The following is a 23,979-nucleotide window of genomic DNA, read 5'->3' on the forward strand; positions in this document are numbered from 1 at the left end:
CCCGTGCGCGGTTGCCGGGGCGGCCGCTTCGAGCGCGCGTCAGCGCGAGGCCGCCCCTCTCCCATGGGTAAGGGGCGCCCGCAATGGCGGACGCCCCTTACCCATGTCCTGTCCTGATCAGCTTCGGTCGAGCAGCTGTTCCAGGACCACGGCGATGCCGTCGTCGTCGTTGGACGCGGTGATCTCGTGGGCCACGGCCTTCAGTTCGTCGTGGGCGTTGGCCATCGCCACCCCGTGGTGGGCCCAGCCGAACATCGGGATGTCGTTCGGCATGTCCCCGAACGCGATCGTGTCGGCCGCCTTGCAGCCGAGGCGGCGCGCGGCCAGTGAGAGGCCGGTTGCCTTGCTGAGGCCGAGCGGGAGCAGTTCCACGACGCCGGCGCCCGCCATGACCACGTCCACCAGGCTGCCGACGACCTGGCGGGTGATCTTCGCCAGGGCGTCGTCGTCGTACCCGGGGTGCTGGATGTAGACCTTGTTGAGGGGGGCCGACCACAGCTCGGTGAGGTCCTCGAAGGAGCGGACCGGGAGCGGGCCCTCCTGGACCTGGTAGCCGGGGCCGACCAGGACGTCGCCGTCGATGCCGTCGCGGCTCGCGGCGAGCGCGAGCGGGCCGATCTCGGCCTCGATCTTGGACAGGGCGAGCCCGGCGAGCTGGCGGTCCAGGGTGACCGAGGTCAGCAGCCGGTGTTCGCCGGCGTGGTAGACCTGCGCGCCCTGGCCGCAGACGGCGAGGCCGTCATAGCCGAGGTCGTCGAGGATGTGGCGGGTCCAGGGGACCGCCCGGCCGGTCACCACGATGTGCGCGGCGCCGGCCGCCGTGGCGGCGGCCAGCGCGTCACGGGTGCGCTGCGAGACCGACCCGTCGGAGCGCAGCAGCGTCCCGTCGAGGTCGGTCGCGATCAGCTTGTACGGGAACGGGCGCCCCACGGCGGTACTCACTTGGCGATCGGCTCCAGGAACTCGCGGCCGCCCAGGTAGGGGCGGAGCACGGCCGGGACGCGCACGGTGCCGTCGGGCTGCTGGTGGTTCTCCAGGATCGCCACGATGGTGCGCGGGACCGCGCAGAGCGTGCCGTTCAGGGTGGACAGCGGGGCGACCTTGCTCTTGCCGTCGCTGGTGTCGCGCATGCGGACCGACAGGCGGCGGGCCTGGAAGCCGTCGCAGTTGGAGGCCGAGGTCAGCTCGCGGTACTTGCCCTGGGTGGGGATCCACGCCTCGCAGTCGAACTTGCGCGAGGCCGAGGAGCCGAGGTCGCCGGTGGCGACGTCGATGACCTGGAAGGGCAGTTCGAGGGCGGTCAGCCACTGCTTCTCCCAGTCCAGGAGCCGCTTGTGCTCGTCCTCGGCGTCGTCCGGGTGGACGTAGGAGAACATCTCGACCTTGTCGAACTGGTGCACCCGGAAGATGCCCCGGGTGTCCTTGCCGTACGTCCCGGCCTCGCGGCGGAAGCAGGGCGAGAAACCGGCGTAGCGCAGCGGCAGCTTGTCCGCGTCGATGATCTCGTCCATGTGGTAGGCCGCCAGCGGGACCTCGGAGGTGCCGACCAGGTAGTAGTCGTCCTTCTCCAGGTGGTACACGTTCTCGGCGGCCTGGCCGAGGAAGCCGGTGCCTTCCATGGCGCGCGGGCGGACCAGGGCGGGCGTCAGCATCGGGATGAAGCCGGCCTCGGTGGCCTGGGCGATCGCGGCGTTGACCAGGGCGAGCTCAAGGAGCGCGCCGACGCCGGTCAGGTAGTAGAAGCGCGAGCCGGACACCTTGGCGCCGCGCTCGACGTCGATGGCGCCGAGCGCCTCGCCGAGCTCCAGGTGGTCCTTGGGCTCGAAGCCCTCGGCGCCGAAGTCGCGGATGGTGCCGTGCGTCTCCAGGACGACGAAGTCCTCCTCGCCGCCGACCGGCACGTCCGTGTGGACGATGTTGCCGAGCTGGAGGAGCAGGTGCTTGGCCCGCTCGTCGGCGTCGTTCTGCGCGGCCTCGGCGGCCTTGACGTCGCTCTTGAGCTGTTCGGCCTTCTTCAGGAGCTCGGCGCGTTCGTCCGGCGTGGCCTTGGGGATGAGCTTGCCGAGCGACTTCTGCTCGGAGCGCAGCTCGTCGAAGCGGAGGCCCGAGGACCTGCGCAGCTCGTCGGCGGAGAGCAGGGCGTCGACGAGGGCGACGTCCTCTCCACGGGCGCGCTGGGAGGCGCGAACACGGTCGGGGTCCTCACGGAGCAGGCGAAGGTCAATCACCCCTCCAGGCTACCGGTGTGCGCTCCCCGCACCCCACCGGTATATCCCGTGCGCACTCCGCGCGCGTGTCGCTTTGTCCGGATTGACCGCATTGGGAAACCTGGCCAGGGAATTCCCGGGCCGTCGGTCGGCACGCGTCAAGAAAATCGGCACTATTGCCCGGAAAGGGCTGCTTCCGGGACGGTCGTTGACCGACTCCCTTGCCGTGCACCGGACTTGTCCACAGAAGTGCACGGCGCCGGATAGTTATCCACAGCCTGTGTGGAGCGTCTGTGGACTGCGGAAGGGATCATTCCGAAAGCCGCATGCGGGACCGAGGATTCCCCTCCCAAACCCGTTCCACACACTCATTCGGGTGGGAATTGCTCGCTCTAAAGAGTTGATCAATGTAATTGGGGTGACAGAGGATGTCCTGACGCCCTGTGGACCGATGTGGCGTCACTAGAGGGATTTGTCGACTGTGTCCGGTTGTGTTGTCGACTTACCCACAGGTCGAGAAGCAGGCCTGTGGATAACTTTGTGGACAACGAAAATCAGCAGGTAGGACCGGTCGCCGAGGTGAGCGGGCCTGGGGACGAGCGCCCTGTTGCCTCCGTCGAGCGCCGTTGTACGCACCCGTGCCGGGTGTCGTTACGCGCACCCGTCCCGAGTGCCTTTACGCGCACCCGTGCCGAGTGCCTTTACGCGCACCCGTGCCGAGTGCCGATATCCGCACCCGTGCCGAGCGGTCCTACGCGCGCCCGTCCTGGCAGCGGGCCAGCCACTCCGCCGCCTCCACGAATTCCGCGTCCGAGGTGCCCGCCCGCAGCGCCCGTACGTCGTCGAGCGTCACTTCCGCCCTCGGGTACGAGCCGAGGAAGCGCACCTCGGGGCAGATCCGCCGCAGTCCCATCAGGGCCTCCCCCACCCGGCGGTCCGAGATGTGGCCCTCGGCGTCGATGGCGAAGCAGTAGTTGCCGATGCCCTGGCCGGTGGGCCGGGACTGGAGCAGCATCAGGTTGACCCCGCGCACCGAGAACTCCTGGAGCAGTTCGAGCAGGGCGCCGGGGTGGTCCTCGCGCTGCCACAGGACGACCGAGGTCTTGTCCGCGCCGGTCGGCGCCGCGGGTCGGGCCGGGCGGCCGACGAGCACGAAGCGGGTCTGTGCGTTGACGGCGTCGTGGATCTCGGTGATCAGCGGCTCCAGGCCGTAGGTCGCCGCCGCGAACTCGCCCGCGAACGCCGCGTCGTAGCGGCCCTCCTGGACCAGGCGGGCGCCGTCCGCGTTGGAGGCGGAGGACTCCCAGAGGGCTTCGGGCAGGTTCGCCTTCAGCCAGTTGCGGACCTGGGGCTGGGCGGCCGGGTGCGCGGTGACGGTCTTGATGTCGGCGAGCGTCGTGCCCGGGCGCACGAGCAGCGCGAACTTGATGGAGAGCAGCACCTCGCGGTAGATCATCAGGGGTTCGCCCGAGACCAGCGCGTCCAGGGTGGCGGTGATGCCGCCCTCCACCGAGTTCTCGATCGGGACCAGGGCCGCGGCCGCCTCCCCGCTGCGGACCGCGTCCAGGGCGGCCGGCACGGACACCATCGGGACCAGTTCACGGGTCGCGGCCTCGGGAAGCGTGCGCAGGGCGGCCTCGGTGAACGTGCCCTCGGGACCCAGGTAGGTGTATCGCGTGGCGGACATGCACGTCACACTAATGGCCCGAAGTCACCGGCACCCACCGCTCCCTGCGAGCGTCCCACCAGGCGGCCGCGCCCGCCGGACCGGCCGGCCGCGCGCCCTCGGTGTCCAGGCCCGGCCGTCACGACTCCAGGAGACGCTGGCCCACGTACTCGCCGGCCCGCGGGCCGCCCGGCACCGCGAACAGGCCGCTCGACTCGTGCCGCAGGAACGTGGAGAGCGCGTCCCCCCGGTCGAGCTTGCGCTGGACCGGTACGAAGCCCTTGAGCGGGTCGGCCTGCCAGGCGACGAAGAGCAGTCCCGCGTCCGGGGTGCCGTCCGCGGCGATGCCGTCGTGGAAGGAGAAGGCGCGCCGCAGCATGGCCGCGCCGCCGTTCTGCTCGGGGGCGGCGATGCGGGCATGGGCGTTCAGGGCGATCACCGGTTTGCCGTCCGGGCCGAACTTGTCGAGCTGCATCTTCGTCGTCTCGGAACCGCCCGAAAGAGGGGCGCCGTTCGACTTCCTGCGGCCGACCGCCTGCTCCTGTTCGGTCAGCGGCAGCTTCTCCCAGGTGTCGAGCAGCATCCGGATGCGGCGTACGACGGCGTACGAGCCGCCCGCCATCCACGCCGGCTGTGCGGTGTCGGGCACGAAGACGCGCTGGTCGAAGTCGGCGTCGGTGGGCTTGGGGTTGTTGGTGCCGTCGATCTGGCCCATCAGGTTGCGGGCGGTCAGGGGCTTCGCGGTGGCGCCCGGGGTGCGGTTGAAGCCGTTCATCTGCCAGCGCACCCTGGCCGCGGAACCGGCGTCCTGCTGGATCGCGCGCAGTGCGTGGAAGGCGACCAGTGCGTCGTCGGCGCCGATCTGGATCCACAGGTCGCCGTTCGAGCGCTTGGCGTCCAGCTGGTCGGACGAGAAGTCGGGCAGCGGGTCCAGTTGGGCGGGGCGCCGGTCGGTCAGTTGCGTACGGTCGAAGAAGCTGTGGCCGAAGCCGAAGGTGACGGTGAGCGAGGAGGGGCCGGCGTCCAGGGCGACGCCCGTGTCGGCGCTGCCCGTGGGCTCACCCGCCATCAGGGCCTGGGCCGTGGCCGACCAGCGCCGCATCAGGGCGGCGGCCTCCTTGCGTCCGGCGCCGGGGGCGAGGTCGAAGGCGATGAGATGGCCGGTGGACTGAAGCGGAGTGCTGATCCCCGCTTGATGTTTCCCGTGAAACATCACCTCCGTGGAACCGACCGAGGCCAAGGGGCGGGTGTCGTCCGGGCCTTCGACGGCCGCGTAGGCGGCTGCCCCGCCCGCCGCGCCGAGCGCCAGACCGCCCACGCCGACCGCGCCCACGGTGCCGAGCAGCTTGCGCCGGGAGATGTCGAGAGCGGGCTCGGCCGAGGCGGCCGGGGCCCGCCCGGAGGTTCCGGCGGTCCCGGCGTTCTTGGCGTTCTTGGTCTCGCTCATGTCAGTTCAACGTCTCGCTCATGTCAGTCGACTCAGCCGATCCTGACGTTCTTGTCCACGGTGGTCTCGTCGATCTCGGAGGTGCGTACGGTCACCGAGATCTGCCAGTCGCCCGCCATCGGGAGCTGTACGCCGCTCGCGCTCCAGTGTCCGGTGGTGACGTGGTCGGGCACGACGGGCAGCGGGCCGACCGACTTCGCGGCGAGGGTGAAGGCGACCTTCACCTCGGGCGCGTCCTTGGGCTTGCCCGTCGGGTCCTGGAGGTAGATGTGCAGGTCGTTGGCGCCGGTGCGGCCCGGGTCGAGGGTGAGCTCCACGGTGCCCTTGCCGTTCTGGCCGCCGGTGTCGAAGGGCAGCCGGATGTCGACGGGCCGGTCGGCGACGGCTACCTGGGAACCGGCCTTCGCCCGGTCCACGGCCTGCTGGGTGCGGGCGGGTTCGGTCTGGGTCAGCACGGTGGTGACGGCGAGCAGCACCACGGCGATGCCGGCTTCGGCGAGCACGGTGCGGCGCAGCCCGGTCCGCTCCGGGTCGGCATCGCGGATGCGCTTCTCGCGGGCGCTGCTCATCGCGGCGCGCTGGCGGGCGAGTTGGGCGGCCCGCTTGGTGTCCTTGCCGTCGTCGGGCACGGTGACGGGCTCGGGCTCGGGTTCGCCGGTCCGCTGCTCGACGATGGAGGCGGCCTCGGCCTCCGGGGCGGTGTGCTCGGACAGGCGCGCGGTCCAGCGGCGCGAGACGGAGGCGGTGGCGACCAGGACGGCCACCAGGGCGACCTTGACGAGCAGCAGCTGCCCGTAGGCGGTGTCGACGAGCGCGGACCAGGTGCCGACCTGCCGCCAGGACTGGTAGACGCCGGTCGCGGCGAGGACGGCCACGCTCCAGAACGCGATGCGCGAGAAGCGCAGGACGGCCGCGCGTTCGATGCCGGGGGCACGGAAGAGGACGACGAGCAGGGTGGTGAGCCCGCCGAGCCAGGTCGCCACGGCCAGCAGGTGCAGGACGTCGACGGGCATGGCGATGCCGGGTTGCAGGCCCGTGGAGGCGTGCTCGGCGAGCGCCCAGGTGGCCGCGAGTCCGGCGGCGACGACGGTCCCGCCGATGGCCAGGCCGAAGGTGAGGTCCTTCTTCTCGGCCTCGTCGTCGCGCTTGGCGTACGCGCCGAACAGGACGGAGACGAACAGCGCGGCGGCGCCGAGCAGCAGCAGCCGGGAGACGAGCGCCGCGCCCGGCTTGGTTTCCAGGACGGCCCGCAGCCCGTTCAGGTCGAAGGCGTCGGAGAGCTTTCCGGAGCCCGTGTAGGGGGTGCGCAGGAGCAGCATCGCGAGGGTGGCCGCGGTCATGGTGAGCCAGCCGCCGACGACGACGCGCTGCACCGGGCCGACCGTGGCGCCGCGCCGCCAGCAGGCGAGCACGAAGGCCGCGCCGCCGGTGAGCAGCACGAAGCCGGCGTACGCCGCGTAGCGCGCGATGCCGTAGAGAACGCCGACGAGGCCGCCGCCCACCTCTTGGCTGGGGACCACCGCGGCGGTCGCGGAGGGGGCGCCGATGGAGAAGGTGAAGGCGCCGGAGACGGGGTGGCTGTCGGCTGAGATCGCCTGCCAGGCCACCGTGTAGGTGCCGTTGGGGAGGCCGGTGCGCAGCCGGACGCCGTACTTGACGATGTCCCCGCTGCACAGGTTGACCAGCTCGGCGGTGTCGGAGCGTTTTCCGGTGGGGTCCAGGACCCGGATGGAGTTGGCGTCCAGGGCGACGCCCTCGGAGAAGGTGAGGGAGACCTGGGCGGGGGCGGTCGCGACCACCGCCCCGTCCTTCGGGTCGCTACCCGTCAGTGCGGCGTGCGCGGACGCGGGCACGGCGCCCGCGAGGAGCGCGCCGAGCAGCGTCACCGTGACGAGCAGCAGCCGGGTCAGGCCGCGGCGCGTGACCGTGCGAAGGGGTGGGGCGGTGGCCGTCATGTCAGTCCCTCAAGTCCCTCTGGATGCCTCAGTGGTGCTTCGAGTTGTAGATCGCTTCCTTCACCGGCAGGTCGACCTTGACCGGGTCGGCCTTCTCGAAGTGCAGCTCGACGGTGACCTTGTCGCCCTGCTTCGGCTTCTGCTTGAGACCCATGAACATGATGTGGTTGCCGCCGCGTTCCAGGTCCAGCTCGCCGTTGGCGGGGATGTCGAGGGACTTCACCTCCTGCATCTTCTGGTTCTTCGTCTCGTGGATCGTGATGTTGTCCGACAGGTCGCTGGTGACCTTGGTGAGCTTGTCGGCGGTCTTGCTGTCGTTCTTGACGACGAGGAAGCCGCCGGCCATGTCGCTGGTCGGCAGCGGCATGAACGCGTCGCTCACCTGGAGCTTCGGCTTGGCATCCGCGCTGTCGGAGCAGCCCGCGAGGGCCAGACCGGCGGACAGGGCTATGACGGCGGCGACGGTCGGGCGGACGGCGCGGGTGGTGCGGCGGTTCACGGGTTCTCCCCCTTGATGATCTTCGGCAGGTCCTTGGTGTAGTCGGCGACGGTGGCGTCCTCGCCGTACAGGACGTAGCCCTGGTCGGTCTTGGGGGAGAAGGCGATGACCTGGGCCCCGTGCATCGAGACGACCTTGCCGTCCTTGTCCTTGGTGGCCGGGTCGATGCCGATGCCGATCGAGCGCGCGCCCTTCTGGATGGTGGCGAAGTCACCGGTCAGGCCGATGAAGGACGGGTCCTGGCCCTTGAGCCACTGGCCGAGCGAGGCGGGGGTGTCCCGGTCCGGGTCGGTCGTGACGAAGACGACCTGGAGCTTGTCCTGGTCGGCCTTGGGCAGCGACTTCTTGGCGACGGCGATGTTGCCCATGGTGAGCGGGCAGACGTCGGGGCAGTGGGTGTAGCCGAAGTAGATGAGCGTCGGCTTGCCCTTGGTCTCGGCGCGGAAGTCGAACTTCTTGCCGTTGGTGTCGGTGAGGACGAAGTCGGGCTTGATGAACGGCCGGTCGAGCAGCGTCGCGGCCTGGGTCTTCGCCGAGGCGGACACATCGGCGACGGGGCTGTTGGAGCCGCTGTCGCCGCTGCCGCCGCACGCGGTCAGGGTGAGCGCCGCCGCCGCAGCCAGAGCTGCGGCGGTCAGCGCGGTCTTGGTGCGCATGGGGTGATTTTCCGGTCTTTTCCGGTGGATGGGGTGCAGGTGCGGGGTGCGCGTTACGCGGAGCGGCGGCGTCCGGCGAACACGCCGAAGGCCACTCCGGCGATGCCGACGACGATGCCGACGACGGCCAGGACCCGGGCCGTGGTGTCGGTGTCCGAGGAGGACGACGAGGACGACGCCTGGGGCTTCTGGCCGGACGCGCTCTTGTTGTCGGCGGCGGGCGCCGCGTCGTCGTCACCGCCGGCCGCGGCGGCCGTCAGCTGAAGGGTGGGAGCCGGGTTGGCGGGCTCGGGCGCGCCCTTCTTGGTCTCCTCGATCCAGCGCACGACCTCGTTGTTGTCGTACGTCTGGAGCGCCTTGAAGACGAGCTGGTCGGTGTCGGTGGGCAGCGAGCCGATGGACAGCGGGAACTTCTGGAACTGGCCGGACTCGATCGTCCCGCCGCTCCAGGTCACCTTGGTGACGGCCTCGTTGATCTGCTTGCCGTGCACGGTCAGCGGCTTGTCCAGCTTGGACTTGGTGACCTCGACGTTCCAGCCCGGTACCGGCTGCGGCATGACGGACGCCAGCGGGTGGTCGGTCGGGAAGTTGACCTCGACCTTGACCGTCTTGGCGTTGTCGCGCTCGTTGGGCACCTTGAAGTCGACGACGGCGTAACCGCCCTTGGCGGCCGCCCCCTCGGGCTGGACGGTGACGTGGGCGAAGGCCGTTCCCGAGAGCAGCAGGACGGAACCGGCGGCGATCGAGGAGACGACGGCGACACGGGTGCGCGAACGGGCAGCGTTCATAACGGAGACACTCCAGTGAGCAGGAAGGGTGGGGACGTCCACCGCGCACGGGTGCACGGGGACCCGCGACACCACTCCTGCGGTACGTGAGGGGAGTGGGCCGCGTTCAGGCTGCGAGGGCGTACGCCGGGGGCGGCCCGCGCCTGATCACCGAGTGCTGAAGTGCCGCCCCGGGCAGGGGCAGCGCCGCGCGGGGGTCCGTGCGGGCGGCGCGCGGGCGCCGGCCCGCGGCCGACCGGAGCCCGGCACACAGGGCCGCCGCGAAGGACAGGGCCCGGCGCAGGGAGCGTACGGAGGCGGCCTCGGCCGCGGCCGTGACCGACTCGGCGGCCAGGCGGACCGCTCCGAACAGGGCGGCCTCGCCGCGCCGCAGCAGCCAGCCGGTGGCGAGCGCCGCCAGCAGGTGGCAGAGGAGCATGGGCAGGGTCGGCAGCAACGAGGCGGCGAGCGATGCGGAGCCGGTGCCGGAGCCGGTCGGAACCGGCATCATCCCGGCCATGTGGGACATGCCGGGCATCGCGGCGTGACCCGCGACCCGGGTGGGGTCGATGCCCGCATCCGTGACGATGCGCCGCGCGTCGGCCGCGCTGAGCGGGGCAGCGCCGTTGCCGCAGATCAGCTTCGCGGCGAACTGGACCATGGGGAGGTCCCCGGTGGACCCGGTGCCGGCGGCCGAGGCCGTGTGCTGGCCCACGCCGAAGAGCGTGTGGAGGCCGAGCTGCCCGGCCGCGAGGGCGCCCGCGATCGGCGCGAGCGAGCGCTCGCGCCCGGCGAGCGGTGCCACGACCGCGAACACCCCGAGGAAACCGGCGAGCAGGGTCCACCACGGGACGCTCGCGCAGGCCGCCATGACGTGTCCCATCGCGGACAGCACGACGCAGACCGCGGCGAACACCGCGGCCCGGAGCAGCCGGAGACCGGCGCCTGCTGGGGCGTGGGGGGTAGACATGGCGGGGCCATCATCGCACTGCGCTTACCCGCTCCATACGGCAGGTCCGGAAGGTCGTCTTTGATACGGGGCGGGGGTTCCGGTGAAGCGGAGGGGAGGCGTCCGGGGTGCTTTACACCGGCGTGAGGGGCGCGTACATCCGCCGAATGGGCGCCATCACGTCAAGAGGTGGCTTACCGAGGGGTAGTTGCGGCAATACTGCGCCCGTAGAGAGAAGGGCTTGTCGAGCCGCAGCCAGGAGGCTGGAGCATGAGCATCTGGTGGTCTCTCCACTTGCGGCGCGAGGCTGCGAGCGTTCCGCTCGCCCGTCGTCTTCTGCTCGGCACGATGGAGACCGCCGGGGTCGACCCCGACATCTCCTACGACCTGTCGGTCGCCCTCAGCGAGGCGTGCGCCAACGCGGTCGAGCACGGCGGTGACCCGGTGTCGGGCAGCGCGTCGGCGGCCTACCGGGTCACCGCCTACCTCGACGGCGAGAAGTGCCGCATCGAGGTCGCCGACTCGGGGCCGGGCTTCCCCGCACGTCGCGGCCGGCGCCCCGCGCTCGCGGCAAGAACGGGCACCCTGGCCGAACACGGCAGGGGCCTCGGCCTGATCGAACAGCTCGCCGACCATGTGCACTTCAGGAACCGGCCGGGCCGGGGCGCGGTGGTCAGCTTCGACAAGATCCTCAAATGGCGCGAGGGCGCGCTGCTCAAGGTGTCCTGAGCGGCGCGCCCCCGGCGCGGACCGGCGGTGCACCACGGCGGTGCGCCGGCCGGCCAACAGGCAAGCGATCAGGCCTGCTTGACCTGGGCCATCCACGCCTCGACCTCGTCCGAGCGGCGCGGCAGCGCGGCGGAGAGGTTCTCGTTGCCGTCCTCGGTGACCAGGATGTCGTCCTCGATCCGGACGCCGATGCCGCGGTACTCCTCGGGCACGGTCAGGTCGTCGGCCTGGAAGTAGAGACCGGGCTCGACGGTCAGGCACATGCCCGGCTCCAGGTCGCCGCCGACGTACGTCTCGGTGCGCGCGGCCGCGCAGTCGTGGACGTCCATGCCGAGCATGTGACCGGTGCCGTGCAGGGTCCAGCGGCGCTGGAGGCCGAGCTCCAGGACCTTGTCGACGTCCAGGTCGCCGAGCAGGCCCCACGACACCAGCTTCTCGGCGAGCACGCGCTGGGCGGCGTCGTGGAAGTCGCGGTAGGGCGCGCCCGGCCTGACCGCCGCGATGCCGGCCTCCTGGGCCTCGTACACCGCGTCGTAGATCTTGCGCTGGAGCGGCGAGAAGGTGCCGTTGATCGGCAGGGTGCGGGTGATGTCCGCGGTGTAGAGCTCGTTGGTCTCCACGCCCGCGTCCAGGAGCAGCAGGTCGCCGGAGCGGACCTCGCCGTTGTTGCGCACCCAGTGCAGGGTGGTGGCGTGCGGGCCCGCGGCGCAGATCGAGCCGTAGCCGATGTCGTTGCCCTCGACGCGGGCGCGCAGGAAGAACGTCCCCTCGATGTAGCGCTCGCTGGTCGCCTCGGCCTTGTCGAGCACCTGGACGACGTCCTCGAAGCCGCGGGCGGTCGAGTCGCACGCCTTCCGCAGCTCCGCGACCTCGAACGCGTCCTTCACCAGGCGTGCCTCGGACAGGTACACGCGCAGCTCTTCGTCGCGCTCGGCGGTGACCTTGTCGGTGAGCGCGGCCTCGATGGCCGCGTCGTGGCCCCGTACGGTGCGGACCGGACCGGTCGCCTCCGCGAGGGCCCCGGCCAGCTCGCGGACGTCCTTGGCGGGCAGCCCGAGCAGCTGCTCGGCCTCGGCCAGGGAGTGGCGGCGGCCGACCCACAGCTCGCCGGTGCCCGAAAGCCAGAACTCGCCGTTCTCGCGGTCGGAGCGGGGCAGCAGGTAGATCGTCGCCTCGTGCCCGTCCTCGGTGGGCTCAAGGACGAGGACGCCGTCCTCGGTCTGGTCGCCGGTGAGGTACGCGTACTCGGTGGAGGCGCGGAAGCTGTACTCGGTGTCGTTCGAGCGGGTCTTCAGATTGCCCGCGGGGATCACCAGACGCTCGCCCGGGAAGCGCTTGGAGAGCGCGGCGCGGCGGTCGGCGGTGTGGCCGGCCTGCGCGACCGGCTCCAGGCCGCGGAGCTCGGTGTCGGCCCAGCCGGACTTCATGTTCTCGGCCAGCTCGTCGGAGACGCCCGGGTACAGGCCGTTCTTCCGCTGCTGGATCGGCTTCTCGTCCGTGGTCTCTTCCGGGATCTCCGGGGTGAGCTCCTCTGACACGTCTGCTCCTTGGTACGACACTGGGCCGCCTTCCATCGTACGGGCGTGCGGAAGGGGGTCCAGGGTCCTAGTGCCTCTTACCGCGACCGGGGCCGGGCGCTAGGCGAAGCGGGCGGCGAGCATCACCACGTCCTCGGCGCCGTCCGTCTCGTCGAGGCCGTCGGGGAGCACGGTGCGCAGCACGTGGTCGAGCACGGCGTCCGGGTCGTCGCGGATCGCCTTGGGGACGCTCGCCGCGGCCGAGTGCAGCCGGGCGAAGGCGCGGTCCATGGGCTCACCGGTGCGGTGCAGCAGCCCGTCGGTGTACAGCAGCACCGTTTCTCCGTGGTCGGGCGACAGCTCCACGCTGGGCGCCTCCCAGCAGGCCAGCATGCCGAGCGGCGCCGAGAGCGAGGTCTCCACGAACTCGGTGCGCCGGTCCCCGATGACCAGGGGCGGTGCGTGCCCGGCGCCGGCCAGGACGATCTTGCGCCGGGCGGGCTCGCAGTAGGCGAACAGGGCGGTCGCCGAGCGGGCGGGCTCGGTCAGGCGCAGCAGCAGTTCGAGGTCGGAGAGCACCGCCACCGGGTCCTCGCCCTCCATGACCGCGTACGCCCGCAGGCTCGCGCGGAGCCGGCCCATCGCGGCCACGGCGCTCGCACCCGCGCCCGTGACGGACCCGACCGCGAGGCCGAGCGCGCCCTCCGGCAGCGGCAGCGCGTCGTACCAGTCGCCGCCGCCGCGCGGCCCGGTGCGGTGTCGGGCGGCCAGCTGGACCCGGGCGACCCGGGGCAGCCGGCTGGGCAGCAGCTCCTCGGCGACGGTGGCCACATGGGCGCGGGCCCGCTCCAGCTCGATGAGCCGGGCCAGGTGTTCGGCCGCGTACCGGATGTAGAGCCCGGCCAGGTGCCGCTGGCGCTCGACGGGCTCGGCGCTCTCGTCGTACAGCCAGACGGCGGCGCCCAGCCGGCCCGCCGACTCGGCGGCGAGGGGGAGCGCGTAGCTGGCGGCGTAGCCCAGGCGGGCGGCGACCTCGCGGTGGCGCGGGTCGAGTCCCTCGCCCTCCGCCATGAGGTCGCAGCCGCCGTCGGCGCCGGGGAGTCCGTCGAGGATCCGGCCGTACGCGGTGACGCTGCGCGGCACGGTCTCGATGTGCCCCAGGTCGGCGTGGGCGAGCCCCAGGCCGTTGGTGACGGTCGGGCCGAGTCCGTCGGAGGGCTCCAGGACGACCAGGCCGCGGCGCGCGCCGACCAGGGCGGCGCCCGCCTTCAGGAGTTCGTCGAGGGCCTCGTCGAGGACGGTGGTGCGGGCCAGGCGCTCGGTGAGTTCGTGGAGCGTGGTGAGGTCGGAGACCCAGCCGGCGAGGCGGTCCTGGAGCACCGCGCCGGGCGGGGTGTGGGCGGCGGGCGAGGGCAGAGGCGCGTGAGTGTGCGCGGGGGGTGGAACGGCTGGATCGATTCCAGCCACTTTCGGCAGGTGAGGGGCGCTCATGTCGGCCGGCTTTCCGACGGGTCGATTCTGCGCAATAGCATCGCAAACCCCCATGTCATTCTGCGCCGCTATCAATGCATCCACATGTACACGCACAAGTAAGGGGATGTCCAGCATTGTCATAGCGGGACTGTTGGTGTCCATGGGGCGTTGAACTTGGCCAAAAAATGACCCTGGTGGCCCAGCGCTGGGGTCGACTGAGGCCGTTCAACTGTGCGTCGTTTCAACCGCGTTGGGTACGTAATCGGTGTGGTCCGGGGCAGTTGAGAGCGCCTCGGAACCTTGTGGCCGGCCTGAGCGTCTTAAGAGCCGTCCGGCCACGCCCCATCCCCGAGCGGCGGGGTTTTTTGTACGCAGGACGGCAAGCGCCACGTACGCGCCACCCTTCGCCATGCTTTAAATGGTTACGGGCAGTGGCCGTCGCAGCCAGTGGTGACCGTCCGTGTTCGGTTCTGGCGGGTGCCCCGTACCGCAGGTTCACAGAGCGAGTACGCGCAGTGAAGAGATGCACACATGGTGTGATGTGGACTCGGCGTTCAACGGAAAGGAACGAGCGCTCATGCGCGAGATCCTCGGAAGGCGACGCAGGTTCCGGTTCCGGCGCAGTGAAAGGGCTGCTCAGCTCGGCGCCGCGCTGACCTGTGCGACCCAATGGAAATGGCCCGTGCTCCCCGGTGTGGGACTGGCCGCGGACGGACGCGGCTGTGCCTGTCCCGACCCTGAATGTGTGGTGCCCGGGGCGCACCCCTTCGACCCCGTACTGCTCGCGGCGACCACCGACGAGCGCATGATCCGCTGGTGGTGGACGAACCGGCCGGACGCGCCGGTCCTGCTCGCCACCGGCGCCGGGGCACCCTGCGCGATCAGCCTCCCGGCCCTGGCCGGCGCCCGGGCGCTCGCCGCCCTGGACGCCATGGGCGTGCGGCTCGGCCCGGTCGTGGCGACGCCCACCCGGTGGTCGCTCCTGGTGGCTCCGTACTCGATGGAGCGCTTGGGCGAACTGCTCTACTCCAAGGACTGGGTGCCCAGTTCGCTGCGGTTCCACAGCGAGGGCGGCTACCTGGTGCTGCCCCCGTCGCGGACCGGCAAGGGGCAGATTCGCTGGGAGCGTCCCCCCGCGTCGGGGTCCGGCGGGCCCTGGCTGCCGGATGTGGAGGCGGTGGTGGACGCGCTGGTCGAGGCGAGCACCAGCGCCCCGGACGGCGGGAGCCGGCTGGCGTACTGAGAGCGGGCGGGCCCGGAAGCGAGCAGGCGGGAGCCGGGACGCCCAATGAGCGAGAAGGCGGTCCGGTTCCCGGGCCGCCTTCACTCTTTCGGGTGCGAGCGGGCCCTGGTTGTACGGGAATTGGGCGTGCGCATCGCGGGGCGCCCGGTTTCCGTGGATATCTTCGGCCCACCATCAGGATGTCCAGGGCAGGCGGGTCCCCTCCATGAATCTCCAGCACCTCCGCGTCGCCGGGCTCACCGCCGTCGTGGTGGGCACCGTGCTGCTGCCGCTCGTCGCCTCCGCGGGGCCGGCCGGAGGACCCGAGCACAAGAGCGCGGCGGATGACGCAAAAAGCCCCCTCGCGGCGGCCCTCGTGCGGACGAACAAGCCACTGGGCCGGGCCGCGCTGGACGCCACCGCCCACTGCGGGCCCGAACTGGTCTCTCCCGAAGGGGTCGAGGCGCAGACCTGTGTCCTGCGACAGGGGCGTGACACCTGGGCGCGTACCTACTACCGCAACGCCACCGGGCAGGAGCTGCGTGCGGTGCTGACGCTGATGGGCCCGGACGGGCGGACCGTCGAGACGAACTGCCAGGTCGCGGCCGACGACCAGCCGGATTCCTGTGAGAGCCCGCGGCAGGGCCGCACCGGCGGATCCGCGGCCATGGGGGCGTACTCGGCGATCGCGGAGTTCTCGGGGGCGGGAGAGGACGCACCGCTGCTGTTGCGTTCCGGCAGCAACTCGTCGGAACCCGCGGCTCGTTGACCGGACCCGCACATGGAAGGGCCCGGTCGCTGGCGACGGGGGATGCACCAGCGACCGGGCTCTTAGAACGGTAACAAGAGATCGGTCGTTCGCAAATTCGATCTCGGTAATTCGGACACCGATTTACCTGTCAGTACGGGGAGTTGTGACAGGAGTCACCTGTTCCGGGGTTCGAACCGCCCCTTCCGTCACTTTCAGCTGAGGGTCACTTGGCGGTTGGTGAGCCCGCCGCGCGCCCGGCGCTCCTCCGCGGTCAGCGGCTCCTCGTTCGCGAGCGCCCCGGCGAGCCGCTCGGCGAACTCGGCGGCCGGCTTCTCGCACTCCTCGGCGCCCATGCCGCTGGGCAGGTCCCACACCGGCACGGTCAGACCGTGCGCCCGGAAGGAGCCGACGAGACGGGTGCCCTCGCCGAGCGAGGACGTGCCGGCCGCGTGCAGCCGGGCCAGCGCGTCGAGCAGCTTCTCCTCGGCGTGCGGCATGACCCACCGCAGGTGGTTCTTCTCCGGCGTCTCGCACCAGTACGAGGAGTCGACCGACTTCAGCCGTACGGTCGGGATCGCCGCGGCGTTGGCGCGCTCCAGGGAGGCCGCCACCTCGGTCGCGGCACCCTCCGCGTCCGGCACCCAGAACTCGAAGCCGGTGTGCACCTCGGGCTCGAAGGCCGCGGCCGGGTCGAGCAGGTCCTGGAGGCGTACGCCGTCGGGCTCGGCACGCTGGGCGGCCACCGGCGAGCCGGGCTCGGCGACCAGGGCGCGCTTGAGGGTGTCGGCCAGGTCGCGGCTGAGGTCGCCGGAGGGGGTGTCGTTCTGGAGGCCGAGCAGCACCGAGCCGTCCTCGCGGCGCAGCGCGGGCCACGCCATCGGCAGCACGGTCGCGAGGGTCACCGCCGGCACGCCCTCGGGCAGGCCGTCCTTCAGGGTCAGCGGGACGGTCGCGGCCGGGACCAGCTCGCGCAGCGCGACCCAGTCGCACTCGCCGGCCAGACCCTCGAACGGGCGCTGGACCAGCTCGGTCACGGCGTGCGAGGCGGCCCGCCCGTGACAGGCCTTGTAACGGCGGCCGGAGCCGCAGGGGCAGGGCTCACGGGCCCCGACGACCGGGATCTCCCCGTCGCTGATCTGCGGCTTGCCGGCCTTCGCCTGGGGACGCTTCTTGGCCATGGTGGGGCTCTCTCCCGACTGCGGTGGTGCGGTGTCGCTGTGTCGGGCGCGAGCCTAGCCGCACGGACCGGCCCCGGGCGGACGAGCCGGCCACCCGGCCCGGCCCCGGAGGTCGCCGGCGTCCCTCCGGATCGCCCGCGCGTCCCGGACCGGCCGGGGCCGCGGTCGGTCGTACGGTCCCGGCCCGGGACCGGGCCGGTCGTACGGTCCGGTCACGGTCCGGTCAGTCCAGATCGTCGAAGGCGTCCGCGAACTCCAGAGCTGCTCCCGGGCCCGCGACGCGCGTAGCGAAATCGTCGCGGCGATGCCCCGCCAGGAGAATCACCCACACGGTCACCTCACCGGACGCGCTGTCCCGGACGCCCCACTCCTGGGCGAGAGCGCTGATGATGTTCAGCCCCCGGCCGCCGCGCGCGGTCACCGACGGTGTCGCGGGGACCGGTCTGGTCGGGCCGCCGCCGTCCGTCACCTCGACGGTCAGCCGTCCTGCCTTGTCGATTCGCCAGGCCGCCCTGACATCGCCGTCGCCTATGTCCGCCCGCCCCAGCGGCCTGCCGTGCCGGCAGGCGTTGCTGAGCAGTTCGGACAGGATCAGTACGGCATCGTCCACGACCGAATCGGACACCCCGCTGCCGAGCAGCTGCTCACGCATCGTGTGTCGTGCCTTGCCCACGCCCGCAGGGCCATGGGGTACGGCCATGCTCGACGACGTGGGCACCTCCTGTGCCACCACCAACGCCACCCCCGAGACCTCCTTCGCCCCACGCCACGGTGTGGATGCCCCAATGGACTGGACCGGAAACCGGCCAACGGGCGACGGGAGACGCATTCGTCACGGTCGAACACGGAGCGAACGCGCCGGTGCACTCCTTGTAAGGACCGTTATGCGCGCCCCAGTTGGGACAGGACCTGTTTCGGACGGTTGGTGATGATTGCCTCCACGCCGAGGCTTACGCACAGATCCACGTCCTCGGGTTCGTTGACCGTCCAGACGTGCACCCGGTGCCCCGCGCGGTGCAGTCGCTCGATGTAGGCGGGGTGGCTGCGCACGATCCGCATGCCGGGGCCCGCGATCCGCGCGCCCGCGGGCAGCCGTCCGTCGCGCAGCCGCGGCGACAGGAACTGCATCAGGTACACGGTCGGGATGTCGGGCGCGGCCGCCGCCACCCGGTGCAGGGAGCGGGCGGAGAAGCTCATGATGCGCACCGGCGATGTCTCACCGGCCGGCGGCGGCTCGGTGAGGCCGAACCTCTTGAGGAGGTGCAGGAGGCGCTCCTCGACCTGTCCGGCCCAACGCGTGGGGTGTTTGGTCTCGATGGCCAGCTCCACCCGGCGCCCGGCGTCCGCGACGAGTTCGAGCAGCCGCTCCAGGGTCAGTACGGAGGTGAACTCGCGGTCTCCCCAGTCCGGGCTCTCCTCGCTGTCCTTCCAGGAGCCGAAGTCGAGCGCGGCGAGCTCGGAGAGCTCCAGGGCGGACACGGCACCGCGGCCGTTGGAGGTGCGGTTGACGCGCCGGTCGTGGACGCAGACGAGCTGGCCGTCGGCGGTCAGGCGGACATCGCATTCCAGGGCGTCGGCCCCGTCCTCGATCGCCTTCACATACGCGGCCAGCGTGTGCTCGGGGGCGTCCTCGGAGGCTCCTCGGTGGGCCACCACCTGGACGGGGGCGTGGTCGGGGCGGTGCGGGCTGTGCTGTCGTGCTTGGGTCACCGCGTCATCGTGCCACCGCCGGGCCACAGGTTGGCGCACGAATACACAGGTCCTGCTTACAGTGGCCTGACGTGCGGTGGGAAAAGCTGAGCGGAGGCATCCGCACAGTGCGGGGCCGATGTCGGACCCGGGCGCCCCATGGCTGCGCGGGGTCGGATGTCGGACCCCGGGCGCACCATGGATGTCGCCGAGCCCCACGCCGGTGCCCGGCGGCGACGCCGAGCACCGCCCGCACCGAGCACGCCCAGACCGCCTACCGTCCCGTCCCCAAGACCCAGTGGATACCGAGGAGAGCAAGCTGTGAGCACCGAGAACGAGGGCACCGCGGTCCCGGCCGTTCCGCCTGCCCCGTCGTCTGCACCTGCTGCACCTCCCGCGCCCGCCGCGGCCCCCGCCGCTCCGGCTGCCGCGCCCGCCGAGGCGGACAAGACCCTGGTCCACGAGCCCGTCCCGCACGGGGAAGCCCACGAGCCCGTCCCGCACGGGGAAGCCCACGAGCCCGGATCGCGCGGGGAGGCCCACGAGCGGCCCGCGCCCCAGCCGGAAGGGGCCACCCCGTACGCCGGGCCCGCCCCCGACCCGGCCACCGAGCCGATGCCGGCGGCTCCGGGAGCCCCGGCCCAGCCGGCGTACGCGGCGCACGAGTCGGCGCCCCCGCACAGCGGTGGCGCGGGCTGGCCGCCGCCCCCGCCCGCGCTCCCCTCCTACGGAGGCGGCGGCGCGGGCCACGGCGGCGAGCCGTGGGGCGCCCCGCAGCAGCCGGCCCCGCGCAAGCGCGGCGGCGGTCTGATCGCGGCGGTGGTCGCGGCCGCCCTGGTGGCCGGTGGCATCGGCGGAGCGATCGGCTACTTCGCCGCCGACCGGGACGACCACGGCTCGGGCTCCACCACGGTCGCCTCCTCCGACACCCCCAAGGACTTCAAGCGCGACCCGGGCACGGTCGCGGGCGTCGCCGCCAACGCGCTGCCCAGCGTGGTGACCATCGACGCCCAGGGCAACGACGGCGAGGGCGGCACGGGCACCGGCTTCATCTACGACAAGGAAGGCCACATCCTCACGAACAACCACGTGGTGGCCTCCGCGGCGAGCGGCGGCGGCAAGCTGACCGCGACGTTCTCCAACGGCAAGAAGTACGACGCGGAGGTCGTGGGCCGCGCCCAGGGTTACGACGTGGCGGTCGTGAAGCTGAAGAACGCCCCGGCCAACCTGAAGCCGCTGTCCCTCGGCGACTCCGACAAGGTGGCCGTCGGCGACTCGACCATCGCGATCGGTGCGCCCTTCGGCCTGTCCAACACCGTCACCACGGGCATCATCAGCGCCAAGAACCGCCCGGTGGCCTCCAGTGACGGCCAGAACTCCAAGGCCTCGTACATGAGCGCCCTCCAGACCGACGCCTCCATCAACCCGGGCAACTCCGGTGGCCCGCTGATCAATTCGGCCGGCGCGGTGATCGGCATCAACTCGGCGATCCAGTCGGCGGGTACGGGCGGTGGCGGCGGCATGGGCCAGTCCCAGGCGGGCTCGATCGGCCTCGGCTTCGCCATCCCGATCAACCAGGCCAAGAACGTCGCGGAGCAGCTGATCAAGACCGGTCAGCCGGTCTACCCGGTGATCGGCGCCTCGGTCGGCATCCAGCAGGGCAGCGGCGCGGCCCCGGGCGGTGGCGCGGACGGCGCCCAGATCTCGCCGCAGGGCAACGGGAGCCAGCAGCCGATCACCGCGGGCGGCCCCGCGGACAAGGCCGGTCTGAAGCCGGGCGACGTGATCACCAAGTTCGGCGACATGCCGATCGACAGCGGCCCGACCCTGATCAGCGAGATCTGGACGCACAAGCCGGGCGACCAGGTCCCCCTCACCTACAAGCGCGACGGCAAGGAGACGACGGTCACGATCACCCTGGGCGAACGCAAGGGCGACAGCAACTGACCCGTAGCCGGTAGGCTGTAGCCGCTTCCGCCGCTGGTCGGCGGGGCGTGGGTGGGTTGCCCGAGCGGCCTAAGGGAACGGTCTTGAAAACCGTCGTGGCGCGAGTCACCGTGGGTTCAAATCCCACACCCACCGCAAGCAGGTCAGAGAACGTACTGATCAGAAGGGGTGCCCCGACCAGGGGCGCCCCTTCCTTGTAGAAGCTGTCTCACCCTGCACCGCCTGTGTGCCGCTTTGGATCACCGAGTGTGGACCAGGCGTGGACCACCACGTGCGCATCAGATGGAGGGGAAGGGAACCGGGCAAAACCCCATGCACCAGCTTTAGTTACCCGGGTAGCATCGCAAATCGCAAGGAGCGTTCTGCACAGGGAGCATCAGTGGACCCTCATCGTCACACGGCTACCAGTTCAGCCCCCGATGGCGGTCCCGCCCGATCCTCGGCCGGCTCTAGCGAGCTGAGCCTCCTGACGTATGCGGACCTTGCCGAGGAAAGCAAGATCGCACAGGCTCGTGCGAACAGCCCCCAGAAGAGGCAGGCTTGGGGGAACCTTCTCGCTCTGATCGAAGAGATCGGAGGAAGGGGGAGAAGCGATGCATGGGATCCTACGAGTGGTCTTTCATGGGACCTGGTTTCACTGAGGATCGAGGGGTTTCAGGGCGCGACTGTTCCTTTTTCCTTCCAGTTCGACCCGACGCCTGGCGTGACCATTCTTCATGGTCCTAATGGGTCTGGGAAGTCGAGCATCTCTGATGGGATTAGGACGGCGCTTTCGGGTCGATCGGACTGGTGGGCGGCTGTTGCTCCGGCGACTGCAAGAAGTGGGAAGAGTCCACTGTGGGAGAAAGTGAACTGTGCCCGTGATGCGGAAGAATCTACGGTTGAAGTCGTTCTAACGCGAGGCGAAGAGTCACTTCGACTTACAGCTCGAATCGACAAGGATGGGCAAGTTAATAACTTCTATTCCATCCGTGAGTTTTCCAGTGGGGGAGTTGCGAGTTTTGAAATCGCGGAGACCCCATGGAGTTACGCCGTGGAATCTCACCCACCGGTGTTTTCGTATGCCGATGTAGAGAGGCGTGTGCAGCAGCACGAAGACCTTCAGAGGTACATTGAGAATCTGCTCGCACTCGGTGGCTGCTTTGATCACCTGGAACGTCGCGTTGAGGAGATCAGTTCCTCCGCAACCGCTAGTCGTAAGCGTCTCGCAGCCGCACTCAAGAGTGCCAAGGAGAGAGTGGCAAGGGTAGATGCCCACTTCTTGGAACTTGAACCGCAGAACCATCTTCCAGACGTGTCCTGGAGTGGGGATGTGGGTGACATACGGGCCTGGCTGATCGAGAACGGCCTCACCGAAGTCGGCACAACTCTACCTGAGGTTACAGCGGCTGGAATCGAAAGACTGGATGCTTCGCTGCGCGATGTCGACCGTGCTCTGGAGTTGGCACTAGGGGACGTCCCCACAGTTCACCATCGTCTGGCGGTTCACCTGACTTCTCTCCATTCAGAGGTCGAGCAGGTTGCCAACTGCGGATACATCTGCCCGGTCTGCGACAGTGAGGTTTCCGATTGGGTGCAGCGCCTTACCGACAACCTGGCAAATGTTGCAGAGACGGCCCCAAGGAGAAATGCAGCAAACGCCTCACTGAAGGCACTTCGTGGAGCCGTTGGAATCATCCCGATGGTTCTCGACATAGTCTCAGGCGTAGCAGATTTCGATGAACCATTGCTCGACGGTTTCCGCTCTGAGTACGCGGCTCTTCTCGCGACATTCGAGGCGTACGGCGAACAGCCTGTCGCCCCTGTAGTAACAGGATTCCTCGGAATTCGAGCAAAACTTTCAGGGGAGTCCTGGAAGGGTCTTTATAGTAAGGCGATCGAGCTAAGTGATATTTCCGCTCAGTGGCGACGGGGGCGTAGGGCGACGCTAGAGCCGTACATCGCGGCCTGGGAGCAGGAGCATGAGGAAGCTGAGTCTGCTCCCCTCTGGGAGGGGACACGCAAGTGCATCGGTGAACTTGAGGACCGTCTCCGTGCCGGCCGCACTGTGCGTTTCGAAGGAAAGGCCGGCGTACAGGTAGAGCGTCTACTGAAAGATGCTGGAATCGTCCTGGAATCGGTAAGCCTGAAGCGGACGCGAGCTGAAATTTCCGTACAGGGAGCTGACGGGAACAAGCTGGAGCTTGCCATGCTGAGCGCGGGGCAGAGAAATGCCTTCTTGCTTGCTCCGCTGTTTGCGACGGCTGGTTCTGGACCCTTCAATTTTCTGATCCTCGACGATCCCGTCCATTCGTTCGATGAAATCAGGGTTGACAGGCTCGCCGCTGTGATCTCTGACCTGGCCAAGGGTAGGCGCGTCATCGTTCTAACTCACGATGAGCGTTTGAAGGAGCATCTTCTGGCGCGGAGTCATGTGTGCGAGGCGTGGGTCGTGAGTCGTGATGGGATCAGGGGAGAGATCTCTGTTGAGAAGACCGACGAGCTTTGGCGGGTCCTCATTAGGGACGCGGAGTCGGTATGGCAGTTCTCACCCAAGGTGTCGTCTACGGGATACCTCAATGAGGTTCAGATTATTCGAGGGTTGTTGCGGCAGGCGCTGGATGATGCTTTGAGGCAGTGCGTCGTTCGATACTCGCTTTTCTCTGGGGAGAACGTGGCTACGTCGCTGGGGCTCCTGGATGGAGCGATGACAACCATCAAGCGACTCGATGCAGCTAAGCAGATCATCTCTTTGGATCCGGATCTTTCTCACCCTGTCGACAAGGCTCGGCAAGCGTGTGGGCATCACGTTGCCAAGTGGAACAGCGCTGCACATGGCGGAGAAGGAGCGAAAGCCGATCTGAAGTTGGAGATCAAAGCAGGGCTTGATGCATGCTCGATGCTTGGGGAGTGGGATTTCTGAATGGATGTGACCGACCTCTCGTTGCGTAGAATCAAGGTTCTGGAGTTGAGGCTTCGGATCGAGAGGGTCTCGTCTGATGCCTACAGGCTTGTCTGCAAGCCGGATCGGCCTCCGACAATTTCAAACGGTGCGGATGCTCAACTAGCCTTTGTGCTCGGCCTTGTCGAGCAGAGTAGATACGGAGAGGTTCTTGGCGTAATCAGACTATCTCGCCATATCTACAAGAAGTCATCGGACATTTTGCATGGTCGCTCAGGTCTTCTGAATGCTTCCTCTATTGTTCTCGACGAGTGGGAATTCGTCGTATCCCGACTGGAGGGTTTTCTCGATCACTTCCTTGAGAGGCCCGAGGTGGGCGGGGAATCTGCCATCGCTATTCCTGCTCCTGCTGGAGAGGTGAGCGGGCAGGTCGCGTTGAAGTGACG

Annotated in this window: 20 protein-coding genes and 1 tRNA gene; 7 read left to right on the forward strand and 14 right to left on the reverse strand. The window is 69.7% G+C overall.

The window, feature by feature from the left end; all coding sequences use genetic code 11:
* Positions 1–117 precede the first annotated feature (117 nt).
* From ACFYNP_RS03260 to ACFYNP_RS03300, 9 genes are all read right to left on the reverse strand, one after another.
* On the reverse strand, positions 118–942 hold the full coding sequence (locus tag ACFYNP_RS03260; protein ID WP_388782079.1) for an HAD family hydrolase: 825 nt from the start codon (positions 940–942) through the stop codon (positions 118–120).
* On the reverse strand, positions 939–2,228 hold the full coding sequence (gene serS, locus ACFYNP_RS03265) for a serine--tRNA ligase (RefSeq protein ID WP_388782082.1): 1,290 nt from the start codon (positions 2,226–2,228) through the stop codon (positions 939–941). The genes ACFYNP_RS03260 and serS overlap by 4 nt, the downstream gene beginning before the upstream one ends.
* Positions 2,229–2,958: 730 nt before the next feature.
* Positions 2,959–3,894: a prephenate dehydratase gene (gene pheA / locus ACFYNP_RS03270; protein ID WP_388414178.1), complete on the reverse strand. Its 936-nt coding sequence runs from the start codon at positions 3,892–3,894 to the stop codon at positions 2,959–2,961.
* A gap of 118 nt (positions 3,895–4,012) precedes the next feature.
* Positions 4,013–5,320, reverse strand: a complete 1,308-nt coding sequence (gene efeB / locus ACFYNP_RS03275; protein ID WP_388782085.1) for an iron uptake transporter deferrochelatase/peroxidase subunit — start codon at positions 5,318–5,320, stop codon at positions 4,013–4,015.
* A 32-nt stretch (positions 5,321–5,352) separates the two neighbouring features.
* Positions 5,353–7,275, reverse strand: a complete 1,923-nt coding sequence (locus ACFYNP_RS03280) for a copper resistance CopC/CopD family protein (protein ID WP_388782088.1) — start codon at positions 7,273–7,275, stop codon at positions 5,353–5,355.
* Positions 7,276–7,303: 28 nt separating this feature from the next.
* Complete coding sequence (locus ACFYNP_RS03285; RefSeq protein ID WP_388414186.1) at positions 7,304–7,774, reverse strand: copper chaperone PCu(A)C; 471 nt, start codon at positions 7,772–7,774, stop codon at positions 7,304–7,306.
* Positions 7,771–8,430, reverse strand: coding sequence for an SCO family protein (locus ACFYNP_RS03290; protein WP_388782091.1), 660 nt, complete (start codon positions 8,428–8,430; stop codon positions 7,771–7,773). The genes ACFYNP_RS03285 and ACFYNP_RS03290 overlap by 4 nt, the downstream gene beginning before the upstream one ends.
* A 53-nt stretch (positions 8,431–8,483) precedes the next feature.
* The gene (locus ACFYNP_RS03295) at positions 8,484–9,218 is read right to left on the reverse strand and encodes a YcnI family protein (protein ID WP_388414191.1); all 735 of its coding nucleotides are present in this window, start codon (positions 9,216–9,218) and stop codon (positions 8,484–8,486) included.
* 106 nt (positions 9,219–9,324) lie between these two features.
* The gene (locus tag ACFYNP_RS03300; protein ID WP_388414193.1) at positions 9,325–10,167 is read right to left on the reverse strand and encodes a hypothetical protein; all 843 of its coding nucleotides are present in this window, start codon (positions 10,165–10,167) and stop codon (positions 9,325–9,327) included.
* Positions 10,168–10,416: 249 nt separating this feature from the next.
* Between ACFYNP_RS03300 and ACFYNP_RS03305 the strand changes: the two genes are divergently transcribed.
* A complete protein-coding gene (locus ACFYNP_RS03305; protein ID WP_388414194.1) occupies positions 10,417–10,875 on the forward strand; it encodes an ATP-binding protein in 459 nt (152 codons plus the stop codon).
* A gap of 68 nt (positions 10,876–10,943) precedes the next feature.
* Here the strand turns inward: ACFYNP_RS03305 and ACFYNP_RS03310 are convergent, their stop codons facing one another.
* Positions 10,944–12,413, reverse strand: coding sequence for an aminopeptidase P family protein (locus ACFYNP_RS03310; RefSeq protein ID WP_388782094.1), 1,470 nt, complete (start codon positions 12,411–12,413; stop codon positions 10,944–10,946).
* A gap of 99 nt (positions 12,414–12,512) precedes the next feature.
* Positions 12,513–14,000: a PP2C family protein-serine/threonine phosphatase gene (locus ACFYNP_RS03315; protein ID WP_388782238.1), complete on the reverse strand. Its 1,488-nt coding sequence runs from the start codon at positions 13,998–14,000 to the stop codon at positions 12,513–12,515.
* A 442-nt stretch (positions 14,001–14,442) separates the two neighbouring features.
* On the opposite strand from ACFYNP_RS03315, the gene ACFYNP_RS03320 reads away from it, so the two are divergent.
* Positions 14,443–15,108 (forward strand): bifunctional DNA primase/polymerase, encoded by a 666-nt coding sequence (locus ACFYNP_RS03320; RefSeq protein ID WP_388782097.1) that lies wholly within the window; start codon positions 14,443–14,445, stop codon positions 15,106–15,108.
* A 205-nt stretch (positions 15,109–15,313) separates the two neighbouring features.
* Entirely contained in the window at positions 15,314–15,856 is a 543-nt protein-coding gene (locus ACFYNP_RS03325) for a hypothetical protein (RefSeq protein ID WP_388782100.1), read from the forward strand.
* Between the two features lie 194 nt (positions 15,857–16,050).
* Here ACFYNP_RS03325 and ACFYNP_RS03330 read toward each other — a convergent pair whose 3' ends face one another.
* From ACFYNP_RS03330 to ACFYNP_RS03340, 3 genes are all read right to left on the reverse strand, one after another.
* Complete coding sequence (locus ACFYNP_RS03330; protein ID WP_388782103.1) at positions 16,051–17,016, reverse strand: DUF5926 family protein; 966 nt, start codon at positions 17,014–17,016, stop codon at positions 16,051–16,053.
* Between the two features lie 223 nt (positions 17,017–17,239).
* Entirely contained in the window at positions 17,240–17,845 is a 606-nt protein-coding gene (locus ACFYNP_RS03335) for an ATP-binding protein (RefSeq protein ID WP_388414205.1), read from the reverse strand.
* Positions 17,846–17,898: 53 nt separating this feature from the next.
* On the reverse strand, positions 17,899–18,726 hold the full coding sequence (locus ACFYNP_RS03340; protein WP_100575807.1) for a glycerophosphodiester phosphodiesterase: 828 nt from the start codon (positions 18,724–18,726) through the stop codon (positions 17,899–17,901).
* 300 nt (positions 18,727–19,026) lie between these two features.
* Here ACFYNP_RS03340 and ACFYNP_RS03345 point away from each other — a divergent pair, with 300 nt between their 5' ends.
* From ACFYNP_RS03345 to ACFYNP_RS03360, 4 genes are all read left to right on the forward strand, one after another.
* Entirely contained in the window at positions 19,027–20,652 is a 1,626-nt protein-coding gene (locus tag ACFYNP_RS03345) for a S1C family serine protease (protein ID WP_388782106.1), read from the forward strand.
* A 50-nt stretch (positions 20,653–20,702) separates the two neighbouring features.
* Positions 20,703–20,787: transfer RNA gene (locus ACFYNP_RS03350), tRNA-Ser, on the forward strand.
* Positions 20,788–21,031: 244 nt separating this feature from the next.
* Entirely contained in the window at positions 21,032–23,554 is a 2,523-nt protein-coding gene (locus tag ACFYNP_RS03355; protein WP_388782109.1) for an AAA family ATPase, read from the forward strand.
* Positions 23,555–23,977, forward strand: a complete 423-nt coding sequence (locus ACFYNP_RS03360) for a hypothetical protein (protein WP_388457668.1) — start codon at positions 23,555–23,557, stop codon at positions 23,975–23,977.
* The last annotated feature ends 2 nt before the right edge of the window (positions 23,978–23,979 follow it).

This window comes from Streptomyces sp. NPDC006691, assembly GCF_042869955.1.
Taxonomy (GTDB): Bacteria; Actinomycetota; Actinomycetes; order Streptomycetales; family Streptomycetaceae; genus Streptomyces.

Excerpts from the sequence above, each read along its gene's own strand:
- pheA (WP_388414178.1), bottom strand. The coding sequence starts at position 3,894 with ATGTCCGCCACGCGATACACCTACCTGGGTCCCGAGGGCACGTTCACC.
- efeB (WP_388782085.1), bottom strand. The coding sequence starts at position 5,320 with ATGAGCGAGACCAAGAACGCCAAGAACGCCGGGACCGCCGGAACCTCC.
- ACFYNP_RS03280 (WP_388782088.1), bottom strand. The coding sequence starts at position 7,275 with ATGACGGCCACCGCCCCACCCCTTCGCACGGTCACGCGCCGCGGCCTG.
- ACFYNP_RS03290 (WP_388782091.1), bottom strand. The coding sequence starts at position 8,430 with ATGCGCACCAAGACCGCGCTGACCGCCGCAGCTCTGGCTGCGGCGGCG.
- ACFYNP_RS03295 (WP_388414191.1), bottom strand. The coding sequence starts at position 9,218 with ATGAACGCTGCCCGTTCGCGCACCCGTGTCGCCGTCGTCTCCTCGATC.
- ACFYNP_RS03300 (WP_388414193.1), bottom strand. The coding sequence starts at position 10,167 with ATGTCTACCCCCCACGCCCCAGCAGGCGCCGGTCTCCGGCTGCTCCGG.
- ACFYNP_RS03305 (WP_388414194.1), top strand. The coding sequence starts at position 10,417 with ATGAGCATCTGGTGGTCTCTCCACTTGCGGCGCGAGGCTGCGAGCGTT.
- ACFYNP_RS03315 (WP_388782238.1), bottom strand. The coding sequence starts at position 14,000 with ATGCTGGACATCCCCTTACTTGTGCGTGTACATGTGGATGCATTGATA.
- ACFYNP_RS03320 (WP_388782097.1), top strand. The coding sequence starts at position 14,443 with ATGCGCGAGATCCTCGGAAGGCGACGCAGGTTCCGGTTCCGGCGCAGT.
- ACFYNP_RS03325 (WP_388782100.1), top strand. The coding sequence starts at position 15,314 with ATGAATCTCCAGCACCTCCGCGTCGCCGGGCTCACCGCCGTCGTGGTG.
- ACFYNP_RS03330 (WP_388782103.1), bottom strand. The coding sequence starts at position 17,016 with ATGGCCAAGAAGCGTCCCCAGGCGAAGGCCGGCAAGCCGCAGATCAGC.
- ACFYNP_RS03335 (WP_388414205.1), bottom strand. The coding sequence starts at position 17,845 with ATGCGTCTCCCGTCGCCCGTTGGCCGGTTTCCGGTCCAGTCCATTGGG.
- ACFYNP_RS03360 (WP_388457668.1), top strand. The coding sequence starts at position 23,555 with ATGGATGTGACCGACCTCTCGTTGCGTAGAATCAAGGTTCTGGAGTTG.